The sequence below is a fragment of the Desulfobulbaceae bacterium genome, from assembly GCA_013792005.1.
GTDB lineage: Bacteria > Desulfobacterota > Desulfobulbia > Desulfobulbales > VMSU01 > VMSU01.
Map to the genome: position 1 here is coordinate 1 of VMSU01000113.1, position 19,427 is coordinate 19,427.

The window sequence follows — 19,427 nt, forward strand, 5'->3', positions numbered from 1 at the left end:
CAGTTGTCGGTTTACGGTTAAAAGAATCATGGTTAGTCATAAATCATCGCATGATACTCAATGTCAGTGTGTCCTCAGCCATTGGCAGGACCTTAATTACCGTCAACTGTCAACTGTAAACCGACAACCTGAGTAGTTACACTGCATTTTCCCTAAGGTGGCGCCTTGTGGTATAAGGTAAAGAAAACTCGTAAGTGATCACGGGGTAAAAACTAGAAACTGCGCTCGGCCTCAGAACTGTAAGCGATTGCAGGGTACACCATATGCGCGAAATGGGGCTGCGAGCTATACTTTGGTATGTGAGCAGCCCCATGACAAAGCAGATGGGGTGTCCTGTGATCGCTTACGAAAATTCAGCCACAAAGCGGGGTGTTATCGGTTAAAACGCTCCTCGCAGGAGAGGGTGAGTTCTTTTTGGGCGCGACGAAGAATCTCTTTCGCCTCGGTGATGTCGGTGGTGATCTGGCTGACTAGTTCGGCGGGACCGGCAAACTTTTTTTCGTCACGGAGGTACTGGAGCAGATTGATTTTGATGGGTTTGCCGTAGATGTCCTGATTGAAGTCGAAGATGTGAGTTTCCGCAGAGACCTGCTCACCGTTAAAGGTCGGATTGTAGCCAATATTAAGAACGCCGCCGTAGCATTTGCCATCGTAGATAACTTGAGTGACATAGACCCCATGTCGGGGGCAGAGGTCATCTTCAGCGATATGAAGATTAGCGGTGCGAAAACCGAGCAGCGGGCCGCCACGTTGTTTGCCGACTTTGACTTCTCCGCGAATTTGATAGGGACGGCCCAGAAGTTTTCTGACATCCCGCATCCGGCCTTCGTTGACCAGTTTTCGGACCATGGTGCTGCTGGCCAGTATTCCGTCAACATAGAAGGGTTCCACCACGGAGACCTTGAATCCTTTCCCCTCTCCTTGAGCGCGAAGAAAGGGGATGTCGCCCTGTCTGCCTTTGCCGAAGGCGTAGTCGTAACCCACCACCAGTTCCTGGACGCCGATGGTTTGGCGGAGTATCCTGTCGACAAAGGTTTCCGCCGGCATATGGGCGAAATCCTTGGTGAATGGGATGATGATCAGGACATCGATATTGGCCATAGCGATAAGCTCACGTTTTTGTTCGCAGGTGGAGATGAGCTTGATGCCGATATCGGGACGGATCACCTTCAGGGGGTGGGGGGCAAAGGTGATGGCTACGCTGGTGCCCTTGGCCAGATAGGCTTTATTCACCACTTCACTGAAGAGAATCTGATGACCAAGGTGAACGCCGTCGAAGTTGCCGATGGTCACAAATGGTCTGGTAAAGGGGTGGGTGATGTCGTCGAGGTCGGTGTGGATTTTCATTGCATTGATGTTGGCTGGTAATGGACATTGGTGCGATGCGGCAAAGGGGTCTAAATTACCCCCTATCGTCGAGGAAAGGAAGGTCTTTTTGTGTTGATGGGCAGTAGGGCGTGGGGTTTTTTTAGAACTTAAGCTAAATCTTCTTGACAAAATGGCCCTAAAAAAACTACATTGCCTTTCGTTTGTGCCGAAGTGGCGGAATTGGTAGACGCGCTAGGTTCAGGGTCTAGTGTCCGTATGGATGTGCGAGTTCGAGTCTCGCCTTCGGCACCATGGGTAATTTCAAGCCTATAACTTTAATTAGTTATAGGCTTTTTTTGTTTTGTGCTCGGTGGATTTCCCATGTGGTGTAGATCCAGAGGGTCTATCGGGGCAAGGTAGATAATAACGTGTCCAACGTATGGCAGGCACGTTATTGTGCGTGGCATCCCATTATTTTTTGTGGCGCCAGCCAAGGTTAACGGAGAGATGTCATGTCCGATTCATCCCCGCCCTCCTCAGTAACGTCTAGATCTGAGCGGATGGCGGTTTTTTGCTCTTTGTCGATTGAGGTTAAGCGGCAGATTACTGGTGAGGAGGTCCCTGATTTGTTGCTGGAAAAATTGAAGGACTATCTGCTGCCAGACGAGGGGTAAGGGGGGTATGGTGATGGTGAGTTTGGTTCATCAGCTGAGTCATTGCTGCTGTTGCCCCCGGCAATGCGGAGTGGATCGGCTGGCGGGCGAGCTGGGATTCTGCCGGGTTGGTCATCAGGCCCTGGTGGCTTATGCCGGGTTGCATCGTGGCGAGGAACCGCCGATATCCGGGAATCGCGGTTCGGGGACGATTTTTTTTGCTGGGTGCAACCTTCGCTGTGTCTTCTGTCAAAATTACCAGATCAGTCAGAAGTTTCAGGTTAGTTCTGTTATGCACATGGATACGGAGCAGTTGGCCGAGGCAATGTTGAACTTACAGGCGGTTGGCGCTCACAACATCAATTTTGTTTCACCCTCCCATATGGTCTGGCAGATGGCAGATGCCATTCTTTCCGCTCGAGCCAAGGGGCTTGCTCTGCCGGTGGTTTATAACTCCAATGGGTATGATTCGGTCGAGACTCTGCGCCACATCCGTGGATTGGTCGATATTTATTTACCTGATGTGAAATATATGAATAATGGACTTGCCCGGCAGTATTCCGGAGTCAGTGACTACGCCGATGTCGTATCCGGGGTGCTGCGTGAGATGTTGGATCAGGTTGGGCATCTTGAGGTGGATTCGGAGGGGATTGCCCGGAGAGGGCTCATCGTGCGGCATCTGGTGCTGCCTGGCGCTCTGGAAAATAGCCGTCAATGCCTCCGTCTGCTGGCGGAACGTGCCCCGGATGTGACGATAAGTCTGATGTCTCAATACTCTCCGCAATACAGGGCCAGTAAATATCCTGTAATTAACCGCACTTTGACGTCATCGGAATATGATGAGGTCACTGAGTATGCCCTTGATCTTGGCCTGGATAATGTCTTTGTTCAGGAGTTGGCAAGCCAAGATGAGTATCTTCCTGATTTTAACAGGGATGAACCATTTAGCGAAAGGTGATTGGAGTGCTGGATGGCGGTGGTGTAATTATCCAGCTCCAGCCCCCAAATAAGCAGATACCCGGAACTGTAACTGTTCGGAAGCGCTGCAAATGTGCGAAATAAGCCCGCGAGCTCTATAGCCCGTTTATGTGAGCTGGCTTATGACAGCTAAGCGACCGCAGGGAGACTGCGAAGCAGATGTGGTGGTGCTGAATAGTTACGCGGTGGTTAGAGTTACTTGAAGCGGTGATGACAGGATTTCTTGAGGTCAGTAATCGCCGCTAATTTCTCTTGAAAGCCAGTGAGAACACCCTTGTTAACCTCGTGCTCCATTGCTTGACATGTCTGCCAGTACTCATCGTAATAGATGTCGCCAAAATCCTTAAAAGCAATGAGTTTCCTGGACTGGTCCATGAAGTTCACCAGTAACTCAGGAGAAGGCAGGCGACCTTGGTTGGCACATGAGGTGAGCAGGGCGAAGGTGGATTTTATTATCTGTTTGAAGGGGCGATACTCTTGTTCGGCAATATCGGTGAATTCAGAGGGAGGGGCAGGCGGTGCGGTGCCGCTATCCTTGATCTTGAGGCGCAATGAGAGGTGGCCCCCTTCCTTTTTGATCAGACCTATTTTTAATTTATTGAATCCATGCAGTTGCCACCCGAATTCATTACCTTCGAAGCTTGATTTTCCTTCGAGTTCATCGGCAAGCAGGCGCAAAAAAGAGGCCACCTGTTTGGTGTCTAAGGTTTTTTCCAGAGTAATTTTTTTTTCTTCCATAGTTTGCCCTCGGTAGGTAGATCATTTAAATTGGTTGATAATAATTCTCAATACAACTCTTGTCACCTTTATTCTTTACGAGTTGACCAGCCCTGTCGTGATTTGGTAATTACTCAAGTTGACAGTTTTCGGTTAGCGGTTTACGTTTTGGCTGGACTTGGGTCAGGTTCAGTGTGGCGAGGGGTATCCGGGAATGGTAATTTTTTTTGTCCTCGCGTTCTGCATGGAGGGGGGCCGTCTTTCTGCATCCATAGCCAGAAATCTGTGCTTGACAGGGAGAGATAGGTTGAGTACATTATTAGTAATATTTATCATTAGTGTTATTAGTGCTTGAAGTTCATAGATAAGTTTAAGATTGTATTGTAGTGATAGGTGTATGGCATGACATTAGGTGTCTGGTTGCTCTTACGGTCGGGTTGAATACAGCTAACCTGGCATCCCATCCTGCGATAATCTCAAGGGTAGAAAGAGTGAGATGCAAGATACATTAATCAATTAAGAGGAGGGAGCATGAAAATTTCACTTGATAAAAATGTGGTTGATTTTGTCCCGGAAACGCCTGCAGAGACAGCCGCAATGGAAGTGTTGTGGCGAAAGATTATCGATTGTGCTGGGATAAGCAAGACCTTGGCTCCGATTGGTGAGTATATTCCGTCCAAGAAAAATCAGCTTAGTTTCGTGATTGAAGGTGGTGATGGCGGAAAAACTGTCTGGTCTGAGACCACATCAGCAACAAACTGCACCTATGTTTGTGGAATTTGTAATAAGTATATGAATGTTAAGGCCGGTGATACTGTACCGCTCTGCTGCGGTAAACTGATGGAAAATGTAGACTAACGTACAAAAAAATACGGAGGAACGTGAATGGACAAGTATGAGTGCCCTTGCGGCTATGTGTATGATCCTGCGATTGGCGATATTGATAATGGTGTTGAGCCGGGGACGGCCTTTGCCGATCTGCCCGACGACTGGGTCTGTCCGAAGTGCGGGGCTGAAAAGGAGTATTTTTTTCAGTCCTGAGCCGTTTGTTTGACCTTCAACAAAAAACCCGCCCTGACAGCATGTCGTCAGTGGCGGGTTTTTTGTTGGTGAGTGGAGGATAAATGATAATTGTGGACATGCTTACTGTTTAACCAAGAGTCATCTCGTTAACTTTTGGCAAGGAGGCCCGCTAGGTCCACAAGTTTACTTCATCATGGTTTCGGTATCAAAGGGTATCAGTATGTCCGGATACACTTTTCGGAAGAGAAGATCGTCTTTTCTATCAGAAAAGTTCCGACCTCTCTTCGTTGTTCATGCTGTGATGGCAAAGGAGCCGTGTTTTTTAAGCTGAGAATTTATGCCCTTCATGAGGCAAAGTGCACTCCAGTTGGAGGAACCATATTTTTGCCATGTGAATTCCAGGAAAAATGGTGGTTGAAATATTTCTTTTGATTGCCTCCGGGTAAAATCAGGCTATGATAGCTGGCAGAAAAAGGATGTATTTCTAATGCCTGCTGCATCTGGAGGGGTGAGCAATGAAGATAACTTGGTATGGACACTCTTGTGTCTTGATAGAATCAGAGAAGGCGTCATTATTGATTGATCCTTTTTTGACAGGGAATGCCACGGCCCCGGTTGGTCCCGGAGAGGTCAATCCAAGCTATATCCTTCTGACTCATGGTCATGCAGATCATGTTGGAGATACGATTGCAATTGCCAAGCGTTGTGGCGCAACCGTGGCGGCCAATTTTGAAATCTGTAATTGGCTGACACGTCAAGGGGTTTCGAATACCCATGCGCAGCACATTGGGGGCGGGTTTGATTATCCATGGGGAAGGCTTCAACTGACTATGGCATTGCACGGTTCTTCCATGCCTGATGGGAGTTATGGGGGGAATCCATGTGGTCTGCTCATCACTATCGAAGGTAAAAGCATATATCACGCCGGAGATACGGGTCTTTTTTCCGATATGAAGTTGATTGGCGAGACCGGTGTTGATGTCGCCATTTTGCCTATTGGCGATAATTTTACCATGGGTCCTGCCGATGCCTTGAGGGCAGTAGAATTTATCAAGCCGAAGCAGGTGATTCCCATCCATTTCAGCACATTCCCAGTGATTAGGCAGGACCCTTTGGCATGGGCGGCAAAAGTTGAGGAGGTGACCGCCGTCCAGGTGGTGATTTTGACACCTGGTACTCCCTTTGTCCTGTCGTGAATGTCGCTGTAATCCCTATTTTGTTTGGTTTGGCTTGGTTGGGAGAATCCTGTATTGACAGGGCTATGATTTTGTAATATCAGCTAGGGGGTAGTATCGGTAAAGGTTTGATGTGGTGTATGTCACGATCAATATGGATTTTTTTCGGCGCTGACGCAAGAATACTTAATAAGGATGACTTATGTCTCGATTGTTAAAGATAACTCAGGTGGCAGGCCTGTTTCTTCTGGGGTTGTTGTTGCCCTGTGTGGTCCTTGCGGCTGGTAACTTTATCGATAATCAGGATGGTACAATCTCCGATACCACGCAGCGACTGTTGTGGCAAAAGACCGATGATGGTGTTCAGCGTTCCTGGGAAGAAGCGTTGTCATATTGTGAATCGTTGGAATTAGTTGGCCACACTGACTGGATGCTCCCAGAGTCTCATCAGTTGGAGGCTTTGATTGACACCAAGCAATCGCCAACAATAGACCCTGTTTTTGCGGTTAAGCCTTCATACTACTGGTCGGCGACTGGTAGTGCGACCAGCGCTGAATCTGCCAAGTATGTCAACTTTTTTTATGGTAATACGTATGCTTACAGCAAAAAAAATCCCTATTATGTCCTTTGTGTTCGCGTGGATTCCACGGCGAAAAACAGGGGGTTGACCGCTGTCTTCACCGGAGCATCGACGCCAGGGAAATCTCTGGCGATTCGTTTTACGGCAACAGTCACCGGGGGCAAGGAACCCTACTTCTATGAGTGGGAGTTTGGGGATGGGGGCGCCTCGAGCGCTTCAAGCCCGACCCATGATTTTTCAACAGATGGCCAGTATAACGTCTTGTTGACTGTATCCGATGACGGGGGGGCAATTACAGTTGCCACTCAGGAAATTACCTTGCCGCTTGCAGATATTGGAACTGAGGTTACACCGAAGGGGCAACCCGCCGAGACTCAGCAAGAGGCTGGAGAGGATAAGACGAAAGAAGTGGCTGGGGCATCGTCTGAGTCGAATACTTCCCCAGCAGAAGCGGATAAGAAGGGAGTTCCGGCGCCCGGGTTGAGTAGCAAATCCGGACAACAGTCGCGGGGGGTGATGGACGTGGCTGCCAGTGGCCAGGGTCTGCCATATAAGGGCGGCGCTCTTGGGCATGGCCTGCTTGCTTACACCTTTGCCAACGCCATGGGTGGAGATGGTGATTGGGACAAGGATGGCACGGTCACCGCGAGTGAGCTTCATGGATATTTAGCTCAAGCCATCAAGAGTCTTTCCAAGGGGGAACAGACTCCGGTGATTACCCGTGATGATTTGGATTTCCCGGTTTGTGCCCCAACAGGCAGTACCTATGTCTTGGCTATTGCCTCAGGCCGGGACCTTAATGGGACCCCCTTGGCAGCAGTTCAAGACGCAGAACTGATCAGGAAGGCGGTTGAGGATAAGTGCAGAAATACCAAAACCATGATGTTGACAGGAAACCATGCGAACCGGCAGGAGATCCTCCAGTCCTTGTTGATGATTGGTTCTATGGTAACGACCGATGACATCCTGGTTGCCTATATCGGTGGGGAAAATAAACAGGATAATGGTCGTCTCAATTGGTACGTCAGCGATACCATGAAAGAGCTTCCGTTGTTTACAGGAATTTTTCATGACGATCTTCTTTGGTTTATGAGGAGTCTTCCGGTAGGTCATATTGTTGTTCTTGGGGAGAAAAATTAACCTGAGTAATTTTTGCTAATGGGGAAAAATGATGAAAATGTTGAACTGAGGCGAGAATATGCAAAAAAGTATCACTATCGAACGAATCATGGCTTCTGCTGGGATTTTGGGTGGTAACTATTCAGAAGGATTGAAAGATCGGGTTCGGCAACGACTTGATACCTTGCAGGAAATTTCCCGAATCAATCCTCCTGTCATTCCCTACCTCTGCGCCTGGAAGTACGATGATCGGGTGATCTGGTATGAATTTGCCGACGATGGATTTTGTGAGCTTCTGCGTTGCGACCGCCATAGTCTAGCCAATATCTTGAGGGGCGCTATCATTGATCGTCGTGTGTACCGCTATACGGATAAAGATCAGAAGGTGGAAGAGAAAATTATCACCCGTGATGAGTTGCGTGGTTCCTGGCAAGGACTTCGCAATGAGGTCGAGACGAGTGGGGAGGTTGAAGCCATTTATAAAGTCAGGATAAGTGATGATAAACATATCTGGCTTAAGGATCAGGCGACGATAGAACATTTCGATGATGACGGGATCTGCTTGTCGCTGGGGTTTCTGACTGACGTGTCGAAAGAAATGGACCTCAAAGACCTCTTTGAGAAAATAGGCTATATTGATGAGTTGACCAGGCTCCCTAAGCGATCAATTCTTGACCGGATGATTGAAGTCAATATTGGGAATTTTCAGCGGAGTAATATTGATGATTTTGTTTTGATGATGATCGATGTTGATCACTTTAAGAAGGTGAATGATACCTATGGGCATCTTGCCGGAGATTACATCTTGGTCAGTCTGGCTGAAGTGATGACTGCAACCACTCGAAAGCAGGATGAGATTGGCCGCTATGGTGGTGAGGAGTTCTATGGTTTTACCATCGGAGACATCTCCTTGGGGCTTAAGTTTGCTGAGCGCTTGCGCAAGCAGGTGGAGAAAGCACGCTTTGTCTACCAAGGTCAAGTGATTCCGATTACTGTTTCCATCGGTCTGGTTTCGGCAACTCAGTTGGGAGAGGCCAAAAGTCTGTCGGCAGACCAACTGGTATTTACAGCGGACAAAAGATTATATGCCGCCAAACATCAGGGGCGAAACCGAGTAGTCTTTGAATAGGGGATCGAAAGAATGGGGTTTAGTGAGAGCGTCAGGTTTCTCGGGCTCTGTGTCTAGACTTAAGCAGCAACGTGTGCAGTTACGCCCGAAGTTGGCTTTTGATAGTCCATGACAAGGCCAGTATAGGGGCAATCAGAAAGACAGTCAGGGTTGTAACCTTTTTTTGAAAGATTGGGTCATTGGCAAAGGCAGCTAATCCTTTCAGCGCATTTTCTTCAGGAAGTTGTCCTAGTCCAAAGACAGCGGTGGTCGTCATGATAATTCCCACAATTTCAGCTATTGCCAGGTTTCTGGCGAAGCTGATCCCACTATCGCAGACTAAGGTTGTCCTGTTCATTCGGAGTTGTTGCCGAGCTAACTCTGCCAGGATCTTTTCCGTTGTTTGGAGAAGTTCTATGGCCCTTCGATAGGAAGTTCCCTCTCCCTTCTTGACCAGTTCTCCCGCCTCCTTCAGTGGCTTTTCCAAGACGATAAGGTGTTGAGTGAAGTTCTTGAAAAATATCTGATACTGGTATCCTGCCCAGAAACGGGAATACTCTCCCAATAAGGTTTTTGCCTTGGCGATTTGGTCATAAAGGTCGTTGAGTTTTTCTTCTCTGATCTGGCGGAGGGCAGCAAGCAGTACCTTTGCCTTACGCTCGATATCAAGCATCCCGAAATAGCTCTTCTGCTGCAGGCGTTGAGAAAGAAGGTCAAAGCTGTTTTGCGATGCCTGAATTTGTGGGTCGAGATTGTCGCACCAGGTATTGAGTTCTTCTAGTTCATTTTCAACTTGGGTTATGGATTCCTGGGCGCTGTTGGTGATAGTTGCATACTGGCTTAACAGGAGCGCTTCTACCTTGGTTTGAATCGGAATTAACTCAGGGTCGATCAGGGAAGCCATGAAGAGATTTCGTTGATCGATCATCAATGTTCGTAATAACTGGCAAGCCTCTGCGTTGAAATTCTCCTTGGCTTCAAGTTGCAGCTTGCGGTAGAAGCCGTCAGGGCAGTCCAGCTGGGCAGTGGTGACGTTCTTGATAATGTCCCGTGCCTTCCATACTTCGCCGATAAGGTCATAGAATCGCGACAGAAGGAGGTCTATATAGATATACTCTTTGGGTTGGGTGGCCAATGCTTTGGCAAGTTCCAGGTGGCTACGCATGTTCGCCAAGCCCCGTTGCTCAAGATAAATAAAGGCTATGCCTATGGTTGCTGAAAATCGTCGGGGGGATCGGGTGTGGCACTCCCGCATCAATAATTCTTCAGCCTGCTCATATTTACCAACTCGAAGGCAGTCAAGTCCGAGGCGCAAGTTTTTGTTGTCTAGTTGCAATGGCTCAATCTTGAATGTGGCCTGCCATTTACTGAATCGGGAAAAGGCAATGGCTGAGAGAAAGCGAGGCTGATAGATACGATAAATGTCGAAAAAGGAGACGAAGATCATCAGGACTGGACTTTTTCGGAGTTCTGTCGGGGTGATTCCTTCTGTCAGGTGTTTGGTTACGGCAGTTACATTGGTGAAGGCCTTGTGGAAAGCTGCAGCAATTTGATCGAAGGGTAGGTAGCCGACGGAGGCAAGCCCGTAATGTTCCATGGTCAGTAGTTTGCTGGGGCATTTATTGGGACGATGGCTGCGCATGCCACAGTAGAAACACGGCTGTCCCTTACCATGAGTCGGCAGATTGCGGTCGGCGAGAATGGTTTCGGCTGTGATGGATTCGTGTTCGGGCATCATCACCTTGAATAGACCATCCCCTTCGTTACTGAGAATGGTTGATGGCAGTTTGGTCTTTGCCATCAGTTTGTCCCAAACTGATTTTAATGCCTTGGTGATGTAGATGGTTTCTGTTTCCACCATCTCCCAAAGTTTGGCGTCTGGATTGCGGAAAGGAGAATTGATTTCATCACCACTTGGCAAATGAATGATGATCTGAAGGGGAAGGTGACTTCCGTTAAGTTGGTTGGTGAAATTACGGTGAATTGTGTTCGTCTGATTGTTGGTTGTGGTGATCGCGGAATATGGGTGATTGAATGAAAAAAGTAACAGGGCGTCGGTACTCTCTTCTTCTTCGAACCCAAAAGTTTGAAGGGCTGTGCGAAGTTCCTGGACAAGAGTTGGCCAGCACTCTTTGAGGAGCTGCTGTCCCTGGTAGTGCAAGGGTTTAATTGCGAGGAGTGTGGTGGCATCCATAACGGTTGAGCTGTGTTTGTCTCTTATTGGTCGGGTGCTGGAACAGTCAGCTCACATGAGTTAGCCGGTGTTTGGATCTGCTTTTGTGATAACTTACAGAATTTTAGAAGCTTACAGGCATTTTTCAATGATGGCCTGGGCTCTGGCATTTTGCGGGTCGAGGCGTTGGACTCGGATTGCCAATTGATCAGCCCTTATTTTCAGATTGATATCAAAGTAGGCCTGGGCCAGGTTGATGAGCAGGTCTGCGTCATTGGGGAATTTGGGCGCTACTTTTTCTAAAATTTCAATGGCCTCACGGGGGTGACCTGCCATGACCAGGGCGTGCCCAAGTTTCTTGTTTAGAAATTGGCGGTCAGGGGCGGCATTAAGCACCGAGCGGTAAGTCTTGCTGGCAAATTCATACAGGTCGTGTTTGAGGGAGGTATCCGCGATTTCTGTGGCCAGATCAATGTCCTCGGGGCTGTTTCGAAGCATTGAACGGAATATTTTTTCGGCCTCGGGGAGTTTCTGGCGGTCTAAGAGCAGGGATGCCACCCTGAACGCTCGGTCGGCATTGCGCGGGCTTAAGTCCAGGGCCTTGGTGAAATAGGTGATGGCTTTTTCGGAGTCGCCCATTTTGAGATAAATTTGTCCAAGGTATTGGAGCGATGGGATGTCGAGACGGTTTTGGTCGCTGGCTCGTTGAAAACAAAGTAAGGCTTTGTCGGTGAAGCCTTTTTTGAGGTAGAGACGCCCGAGTTCGCGTAAGGGCTTTGATGATCGGGGGTTACTTTTGACGGCCAGGGAGATGCATTCGATCGCTTCATCAAGCATCCCTTTTTCACTGAACTCTTCTGCTCTCTTGAGAAGTTGGGCTAACGGACTGGGGTTGGAGGCTTGATTGAGGAGTTCTTTGATTTTAAGTTCCAAGGTGGCCGTGACGAAGGGCTTGGTCAGGTAGGCATCCACATCGTTTTCCGCTGCTTCGGCGACGATGCTTTGGTTGGTCTCGGCGGTTATCATCAGGAAGGGGATATCTCTTAATTTCTTAGATGAACGGATTAAGCTCAAGAGTTCGGTCCCATTCATCTTCGGCATATTCCAGTCGGAGATAATAAAATCAACTGTAGTCTCTTTGTTGTTGAGTATCGCCCAGGCCTCTTTGCCGTTGCACGCTTCGCAATAGGATTTGCCAAAGGCGATGAGTTTTAACATGGCCCGGATGGAACGACGCATATTGTCAATATCGTCGACGATGAGAAATGTTAACTGTTTGGGATCTATGGTACTCATGGCGTCTCGCAGTAGCGGTGCTGAGTTTAAAGGAGAAAATCTGGTGTTACTCTGCCGGTAGGGTGAAGTGGAATGTGCATCCATGCCCTGGAGAGCTGTCAATACCGATGATGCCATGATGCAACTCGACCGCCAGTTTACAGAAATATAGGCCAAGTCCAGTCCCTACCAGAGCATCTTGCTGAGTGGAAATGCGTGAGTATTTATCAAAGATGGACTTCTGCTGCTCTTTGGCGATACCAGAGCCTTGGTCTTGGACAAAAAAATCGATTTGCTTTTTCTTGCCTGGCAAAAGACGGCAACCAAGCGTAATATGTGTGCCCTCCTTGGTATAGCTGAGGGAGTTGGTCAGCAGGTTCTGGAGCACACGGAGCAGCAACACGCGGTCAATAAACAAAGATGGCAGGTCATTGGCAATTTTAGTGATGATGCTGACATCCTTGATCCGCGCTAGACCCGTGATGGCGCTTCGTGCCTCATCCAGGAGGCTTGGGATACTGACATCCTCAAGGGAAAGTTTGATCTTCCCATCTTCGATTTTGTTGATGGTAATCAGGTTGCTGATCATCCTCACTGTTCGGTCGCAACCAATCTGGGCAGATTCGAGGAACTCTCGATTCTCATCCTTAATGGAATAGGAGAGGATGTCAAGGTTGGCGACCACTTCGGCCAAGGGAGTCTTGAGGTCATGAATCAGTAGGCGGTAGAGGTCGTCTCGTAATTTTTCCTGGAGTTTTAACTCCTGGTTTTTTTTCTTTAAGATATTGCGTTGCCGTTGGAGTTCCTGCTGCATCTTCTTCTGGACCAGGATGGAGATGATCAGGCTGCTGAAGTCGAGGAGATAGGCGATATCCTCTTTGAGCAGGTCCTTGTCGCCACCTTTATCAGTAGCGTTGATGACCCCTAACAGTTTTTTATTCTGCAGGATAGGGGCGGAGAGGACGGCATTTTTTTTGTAGAAGCCGCTTCTGGCAGGAAAACGTTCATCTTTTGAGATGTCCGGAATAAAGATAGGGATCCCGGTTCGAGCTACCCAGGCTGCGATGGAACTGTCATCAATAGGTTGCTTCTTGCCGATAAGATCGGTCCTGGTAGCGGCGGCAACGACCAGCATCCGTTTTTCGAGGACCATGATTGATCCCTGTTCCACTCCAAGATATTCCAGCAGGAGGGAGAGTATTCGGTTGAGGCTGGTGTTTAAATCGACATTTTCTTCATTGAGGATCTGGATGATCAGGGAGATGTTCTTGAGCAAATGATGGGCCTGGGTCAGATCCTTTACCGTGTTGTTGGCAAAGGGTGTCTCATTTTCAGGCATAACTTCCCTCCCTTAATTGGGTGTTGTGTTGGGGTAAACGTTCACCGGGCACCCCATCTGCTTTGTCAGCGGTCTGCTCATGTGCAACTAGCACATGAGCAGACCGCTTTATTGACCGACGAAGCGGGTCAATAAAAATCGCGCATCTGGGGCACCCGGTAAACGTTTACAGTTCGGTGAAATCCGTACGTTCAACGCTTCTGGTGAACGATTACGTGTTGGGCCACAAGCGTTCAGCAGGGGCGCAGTCCGTATGGTGCGCAACAAATGCTGTTGCGCACCTGGATTGAAATCCAGCGCTCACGAAGGGGGAGCATGACACTCTTAGGGTACCCTACCCCAAGGTGTGGCAAGTCTGAGTTGATGAACTGGTCCCCGGTCCCCGGCTTATGGGAGTGTGGGGCCTATTCCCACTCGATGGTGCTCGGCGGTTTGGATGAGATATCATACACCACCCGGTTGACGCCACGAACCTCATTGATAATTCGATTGGAAATATTCCCGAGGATGTCGTATGGCAGTTTAGACCAGTCGGCGGTCATAGCGTCAATGCTGTCGACACAGCGCAGCGCGATAACGTACTCATAAGTGCGTTCGTCTCCCATGACACCCACGGTTTGAATAGGAAGAAGGACAGCGAAAGATTGCCAGGTCTTGCGGTAATATCCCGAACGTTTCATCTCCTCAAGGACTATGACATCAGCCTGACGGAGGATGGTGAGCCGGCTTTCGCTGATTTCTCCTAAAACACGAATGGCAAGTCCTGGTCCGGGGAATGGCTGCCGATAGATAGCCTCTTCGGGCAGGCCAAGTTCCAACCCGAGGTTCCGCACCTCGTCTTTGAAGAGTTCCCGCAAAGGTTCGATGAGATCAAGTTTCATGATCTCAGGCAGGCCACCGACATTGTGGTGAGATTTGATCACGGTGTCGCCCACAAAAGAGACGCTCTCGATGACATCGGGGTAGAGGGTCCCCTGAGCCAGAAATTTGGCGTCGCCGAATTTTTTGGCTTCTTCCTCGAAGATCTTGATGAAGCCATAACCGATTTTTTTCCGTTTGACTTCGGGGTCGCTGATCCCTTCTAACTCGCTTAAAAAGTACGCGCGGGCATCGACGTGGATGACGTTCAATCCGGTCTTTTCCTTGAAAAAGCGCAGCACACTTTCGGTCTCTCCGGTGCGCATCAGCCCGTTATCGACAAAAATGCAGGTTAACTGATCACCTATGGCCCGGTGGATTAGAGCGGCAACCACCGATGAATCTACTCCGCCGCTTAAGGCGCAGATGACTCGGCCTTGACCAACTTTCGTTTTGATTGCGGCTATATTTGCGTCGACAAATGATTGCATTGTCCACTGTGGTTGGCAGTGGCATAAGCCGAAGATGAAGTTTCGCAAAATATCAGTTCCGATCAGGGTATGAACTACCTCTGGGTGGAACTGAACGCCGACAAAGGGTTTGTCTCTATGGCGGATGGCCGCCTGGGGCGAGTGGGCGCTCTGGGCGGTAATAATGAAATCTGCCGGCATCTCTTCGATTCTGTCGCCATGGCTCATCCATACCTGATATTCGGCATGTCCGGTTTCCATTCCAGCGAAGATGCCGGCAGTGTTCTGGATCTCCAGATAGGCCTTGCCGAACTCGCGTTTAACGGCCTTTTCAACCCGGCCACCAAACTGCACAGTCATGAGTTGAACGCCGTAGCAGATACCAAGAACCGGGATGCCAAGTTCGAATAGGGCGGGGTCACTTTTGGGAGCATCTTGGTCATAGACACTCTTGGGGCCGCCGGAGAGCACGATACCTTTTGGGGCTATGGCTTTTATTCGCTCCAAGGAGAGGTTGTATGGGTGGATTTCGCAATAGACTTTTTGCTCTCGGATGCGGCGGGCGATGAGCTGGGTAGTCTGGGAACCGAAGTCGAGGATCAGAATTTTTTCGCTATGGATGTCCATGGTATCAGGGGGGCAATGGTTACAGGGGGTGGAGCGCCGGATGGGTTAGGCCATCCGGTAGTTGGGGGCTTCTTTGGTGATGATTACGTCGTGGACATGGCTTTCCTTAAGCCCTGCCGAGGTGATGCGAACAAATTTAGCTTTCTGGCGCAGTTCTTCGATATTGCGAGCACCGACATACCCCATTCCGGAGCGCAGACCGCCCAATAATTGGTAAATTGTGTCGGAGATCGGCCCACGATAAGGGACTTTTCCTTCGATACCTTCTGGGACCAGTTTGGACGGGCTTTCGACCCCGTCCTGAAAATACCGGTCGCTTGAGCCCTGCTTCATGGCGCCAAGGGAACCCATTCCTCGATAGCCTTTGTAGGTGCGGCCTTGATAGAGGAAGGTCTCGCCAGGAGTCTCATCTGTACCGGCAAAGAGGCTGCCGACCATGATTGAGTTGGCGCCAATGCCAATGGCCTTGGTCAGTTCGCCAGAGAATTTAATGCCGCCGTCGGCAATCACCGGGATGCCGAATTTTCCTGCCGCCATGGCGCAGTTGTAGATGGCTGTCATCTGGGGGACTCCTACTCCGGCAACGATGCGGGTGGTGCAGATGGAACCTGGGCCAACACCGACCTTGACGCAGTCGGCTCCGGCTCTGGCCAAGGCCTCAACTGCTTCAGGTGTGGCTATGTTACCGGCAATGACCTGGAGAGTTGGGAAAGCCGCTTTTAGATCTTTCAGGGCATTGATAATGTTTTTGGAGTGGCCGTGGGCCGAATCGAGAACTACGACATCGACTCCGGCTTTGATCAATTGCTCAGTGCTGGCCAGGCAATTGCCGACGCCGACGGCTGCTCCGACCAGCAAGCGGCCCATGGCATCTTTGGCAGCGTTGGGATAGCGTCTGATTTTTTCGAGATCCTTGGTGGTGATCAGGCCGGTGAGGTTGCCTGCGTCATCCACCACCAGCAGCTTTTCGATGCGGTGCTCGTGGAGAAGGGCCTTGGACTGTTCAAGGGTAATGCCCACCTTGGCGGTAACTAAGTTGGAGCTGGTCATCACCTCTTTGACCTTGAGGTCGGGGTCCGAGACAAAACGTAGGTCACGGTTGGTGACGATTCCTACCAGTTTAGGACCTCGACGTACCGGAACCCCGGAAATACGGTACTGATCCATGATGAATTTGACTTCGGCCACGGTACTGTCTTCTTCAACCGTCACCGGATCGACAATCATCCCAGACTCGGATTTTTTGACCCGTTGGACCTCTCTTACTTGTTCCTCAATGCTCATGTTCTTGTGAATGATGCCGATGCCCCCCTCACGTGCCATGATGATGGCGGTTCGGTGTTCAGTCACGGTATCCATGGCGGCGCTGATCAAAGGAATATTGAGACGAATGCTGTTGGTCAAGTTGGTGGCGAGATCGACATCCGAGGGCAGGACATCGGATGCGAGCGGGAGCAGAAGCAGATCATCAAAGGTATAGGCATCTTCAAGGATTTTGTCATGCATGGGGGCGGTCACTCCTGTGGGAAATTGTTCGCTGAATTTTTTCATTCTAAAATATTCTGACCAAGAAATGAAAGACTTTATTGAGTTTATTATGGGAAATTGGTTTATTAGCCCTGCTCGAATGGTTGGCGGGCGAACTGCTATGAGGTTAGGATCTCGTGTAGTCAGGCTAGGTCATTGATTTTCGGCAATAAAAGAGTATAGAGCCGTAAGCTGACTCTGGAGAATACTTATCGATTGGGTACTGCGCGAACGAGTGTGTTTCGCGTGATGGTTCAGAGGCGATTGGCGCTTGTGCGCAGACACATTTCTCGTGGAATCTATTATGCTTGACATTAATCCTATTAACCCTCAGTCCCGTCTGATTGGACAAGTGGTGGAAGCGCTTCGACATGGTGCGGTTATTTGTTATCCTACTGACACGATGTACGGGATTGGTTGTGATATTTTCAACCAGAAGGCGGTTAAACGGATTCATCAGCTGAAGCGGCGGCCAAATGATAAGCCGTTCAGCTTTATGTGCTCCAGCCTCAAGGATGTCAGCACCTATTGCCACATTTCCAATACAGCTTATCGACTGATGAAGAAAAATCTGCCGGGGCCATATACTTTTGTCCTGACCACCATGAAAATTGTGCCCAAGATCATGACCAGCAAGCAGAAAACTGTAGGCATCAGGGTTCCGGACAATGTTATTTGTCGTACCCTGATTGAGGCCTTGGGGAACCCTATTCTGACCACCTCTGCTACGTTTGATGATAATCTGCCCATGGCCGAGGCCTTTTTTCTGGAAGAGAGGATTGGCGGCTTGGTTGATATCATTATTGACGGAGGCCCTGTGTATCCCGAACCTTCCAGTGTTATCTCACTCGTTGGTCCTGATCCGGAAATTATCCGCCGGGGGAAAGGAGATATCAGTCAGTTTGAAGCGTATTGAGTAGCGCCCTCTGTAACGTATAGGTTACAGGTTTGCGGTTGACAGTTAATGAGACTTGTCAAGATTCGTAATATGGTCACTGGTTAGCAGAGGAGTCAGTTTTTTACGGTTTTTCGTCTTGGTTTGTGCTGTCGATCAGCGGATACTTCAATGATTTACTCATCGTGAAGTGCATGGTATTGCGTTGCGGGATGTTCATCTCCGCGCCCGTCTTGGGGTTCTTGGTGATTTTGGGTAGGCGCTGACGGATGCTGAATGAACCAAAACCTCTGATTTCGACTCGGCGACCGCTGGCTAATGCCTTGTTCATGGTATCGATAATAATGTCGATCGATTGAGTAATATCTTTTTTTAGCACATCGGGCATGGCCGCGCTAATTTTCTCGATTATGTCACCTTTAAGCATCGGTAATCCCGTTCCTTATTTTATAAAATTACTCGAAAATAATTGACTTGGTCGCGCATCTGGGGCACCCGGTGAACGTTTACAGTCCGGTGAAGTCCGCACGTTTAACGCTTCTGATGAACGATTACGATATTTAAATAGTCACCAGCAGCGAGCTGCCAGCTACTTGCGACCAATGACCGTACCGTCCGACGGTTTACGGAAGAGGGAGTTACCACTGGTACATCAGTCGCGGTGATTTGGAGAGCAGCAGTGTGATGAGGCTCTGGCTTTGCTCACTTGCCAGGAAATCCAAGATCGAAAATTTTTTGTTTTTCGGGTAGATCAATTCCGGTTGTTCGCCACCCAATCCGGCAAGTTCCATGGCCATGTCAACCGCATCGGTGAAGTTACCTAAATTGTCGATCAGCCCATATTCCTTGGCCTGACTCCCAGAGAAGATGCGGCCATCGGCCAGGGGCCTGACTGTATCGATAGGAAGTTTTCTGCTGTCGGCGATGGCTTGGATGAATTGGTTATGGACCGTATCTATCATGTCCTGGAGCAGTTTTCGTTCATCTTGAGTCATCGCCCTGGTAATTGAGCCGATGTCTTTATTGAGCCCGCTCTTGATTATTTCAGATTGGTATCCGACCTTGTCAAGGATCTTCTCAAGATTGGGAAACTGGATGATGACCCCGATGCTCCCTGTCATGGTGCCAGGGTTGGCAAAAATGGAACTGGCCCCGAGGGCGGCGTAATAACCACCAGATGCAGCCACTGAAGACATGGAGGCGATTACCGGTTTGACTTGTGCCGTGCGCTGAATGTCTTGATATATTTCCTGAGCCGCTCCAACAGCGCCACCAGGGCTGTCGATACGGACGATAACGGCCTTGATGTGTTTGTTCTGGCGGAACTCCTGTAAATCTGCCAGGACTTCTTCTGATGACATCATGACCCCGTGCAGGTTAATAACCCCTATGCCGTTCTTGGAGGAGAAGATGTCCCTGTCGCCCTGAGGGATCAGCCTCATAATGAAAAAAGCCACTCCGGCCCAAAAGATCATACCCATGGCTCCTAAGACGATAAGTCCAAAGAGGTACGGATGTTCTTGGCGGAATGGCCCTTGTGTCATGGCGTTTGAAAAAAAACCCGGCGTCGCAAAGCGATGCGTTTTGGCGCCGGGTTAAGAA

The 19,427-nt window shown here is 49.3% G+C and carries 16 protein-coding genes and 1 tRNA gene; 8 read left to right on the forward strand and 9 right to left on the reverse strand.

Annotation, left to right across the window (positions count from 1 at the left end):
* Positions 1-372 precede the first annotated feature (372 nt).
* Positions 373-1,347 (reverse strand): bifunctional riboflavin kinase/FAD synthetase, encoded by a 975-nt coding sequence (locus tag FP815_06605; GenBank protein ID MBA3014611.1) that lies wholly within the window; start codon positions 1,345-1,347, stop codon positions 373-375.
* A 186-nt stretch (positions 1,348-1,533) separates the two neighbouring features.
* Between FP815_06605 and FP815_06610 the strand changes: the two genes are divergently transcribed.
* A tRNA-Leu gene (locus FP815_06610) sits at positions 1,534-1,620 on the forward strand.
* Between the two features lie 384 nt (positions 1,621-2,004).
* Positions 2,005-2,919 carry a radical SAM protein gene (locus FP815_06615; GenBank protein MBA3014612.1) on the forward strand — a complete coding sequence of 305 codons (915 nt, stop codon included), beginning with the start codon at positions 2,005-2,007 and terminating at the stop codon, positions 2,917-2,919.
* Positions 2,920-3,134: 215 nt separating this feature from the next.
* On the opposite strand, the gene FP815_06620 is transcribed toward FP815_06615, so the two are convergent.
* Positions 3,135-3,677 (reverse strand): GAK system XXXCH domain-containing protein, encoded by a 543-nt coding sequence (locus FP815_06620; GenBank protein ID MBA3014613.1) that lies wholly within the window; start codon positions 3,675-3,677, stop codon positions 3,135-3,137.
* 510 nt (positions 3,678-4,187) lie between these two features.
* Here FP815_06620 and FP815_06625 point away from each other — a divergent pair.
* The 5 genes from FP815_06625 to FP815_06645 all read left to right on the forward strand — a co-directional run bounded on the left by FP815_06625 (position 4,188) and on the right by FP815_06645 (position 8,682).
* Positions 4,188-4,514: a hypothetical protein gene (locus tag FP815_06625; protein ID MBA3014614.1), complete on the forward strand. Its 327-nt coding sequence runs from the start codon at positions 4,188-4,190 to the stop codon at positions 4,512-4,514.
* A gap of 27 nt (positions 4,515-4,541) precedes the next feature.
* On the forward strand, positions 4,542-4,697 hold the full coding sequence (locus tag FP815_06630; GenBank protein ID MBA3014615.1) for a rubredoxin: 156 nt from the start codon (positions 4,542-4,544) through the stop codon (positions 4,695-4,697).
* A gap of 497 nt (positions 4,698-5,194) precedes the next feature.
* Positions 5,195-5,875, forward strand: a complete 681-nt coding sequence (locus FP815_06635; GenBank protein ID MBA3014616.1) for a metal-dependent hydrolase — start codon at positions 5,195-5,197, stop codon at positions 5,873-5,875.
* Positions 5,876-6,056: 181 nt separating this feature from the next.
* Positions 6,057-7,574, forward strand: coding sequence for a DUF1566 domain-containing protein (locus tag FP815_06640; GenBank protein ID MBA3014617.1), 1,518 nt, complete (start codon positions 6,057-6,059; stop codon positions 7,572-7,574).
* Between the two features lie 58 nt (positions 7,575-7,632).
* Complete coding sequence (locus FP815_06645) at positions 7,633-8,682, forward strand: GGDEF domain-containing protein (protein ID MBA3014618.1); 1,050 nt, start codon at positions 7,633-7,635, stop codon at positions 8,680-8,682.
* A 79-nt stretch (positions 8,683-8,761) separates the two neighbouring features.
* On the opposite strand, the gene FP815_06650 is transcribed toward FP815_06645, so the two are convergent.
* From FP815_06650 to guaB, 5 genes are all read right to left on the reverse strand, one after another.
* Complete coding sequence (locus FP815_06650) at positions 8,762-10,855, reverse strand: hypothetical protein (protein MBA3014619.1); 2,094 nt, start codon at positions 10,853-10,855, stop codon at positions 8,762-8,764.
* A 111-nt stretch (positions 10,856-10,966) separates the two neighbouring features.
* Positions 10,967-12,130 (reverse strand): response regulator, encoded by a 1,164-nt coding sequence (locus tag FP815_06655; GenBank protein MBA3014620.1) that lies wholly within the window; start codon positions 12,128-12,130, stop codon positions 10,967-10,969.
* 46 nt (positions 12,131-12,176) lie between these two features.
* The gene (locus FP815_06660) at positions 12,177-13,448 is read right to left on the reverse strand and encodes a GAF domain-containing sensor histidine kinase (protein ID MBA3014621.1); all 1,272 of its coding nucleotides are present in this window, start codon (positions 13,446-13,448) and stop codon (positions 12,177-12,179) included.
* Positions 13,449-13,852: 404 nt separating this feature from the next.
* Positions 13,853-15,403, reverse strand: a complete 1,551-nt coding sequence (guaA, locus tag FP815_06665) for a glutamine-hydrolyzing GMP synthase (GenBank protein MBA3014622.1) — start codon at positions 15,401-15,403, stop codon at positions 13,853-13,855.
* Positions 15,404-15,448: 45 nt separating this feature from the next.
* Positions 15,449-16,909, reverse strand: coding sequence for an IMP dehydrogenase (guaB, locus tag FP815_06670; protein MBA3014623.1), 1,461 nt, complete (start codon positions 16,907-16,909; stop codon positions 15,449-15,451).
* 322 nt (positions 16,910-17,231) lie between these two features.
* Between guaB and FP815_06675 the strand changes: the two genes are divergently transcribed.
* Positions 17,232-17,846, forward strand: a complete 615-nt coding sequence (locus FP815_06675) for a threonylcarbamoyl-AMP synthase (protein MBA3014624.1) — start codon at positions 17,232-17,234, stop codon at positions 17,844-17,846.
* A 103-nt stretch (positions 17,847-17,949) separates the two neighbouring features.
* Here the strand turns inward: FP815_06675 and FP815_06680 are convergent, their stop codons facing one another.
* Both FP815_06680 and sppA read right to left on the reverse strand, forming a co-directional pair.
* Positions 17,950-18,252, reverse strand: a complete 303-nt coding sequence (locus FP815_06680) for an integration host factor subunit beta (protein ID MBA3014625.1) — start codon at positions 18,250-18,252, stop codon at positions 17,950-17,952.
* A 211-nt stretch (positions 18,253-18,463) separates the two neighbouring features.
* Positions 18,464-19,369, reverse strand: coding sequence for a signal peptide peptidase SppA (sppA, locus tag FP815_06685; GenBank protein MBA3014626.1), 906 nt, complete (start codon positions 19,367-19,369; stop codon positions 18,464-18,466).
* Between the last annotated feature and the right edge of the window lie 58 nt (positions 19,370-19,427).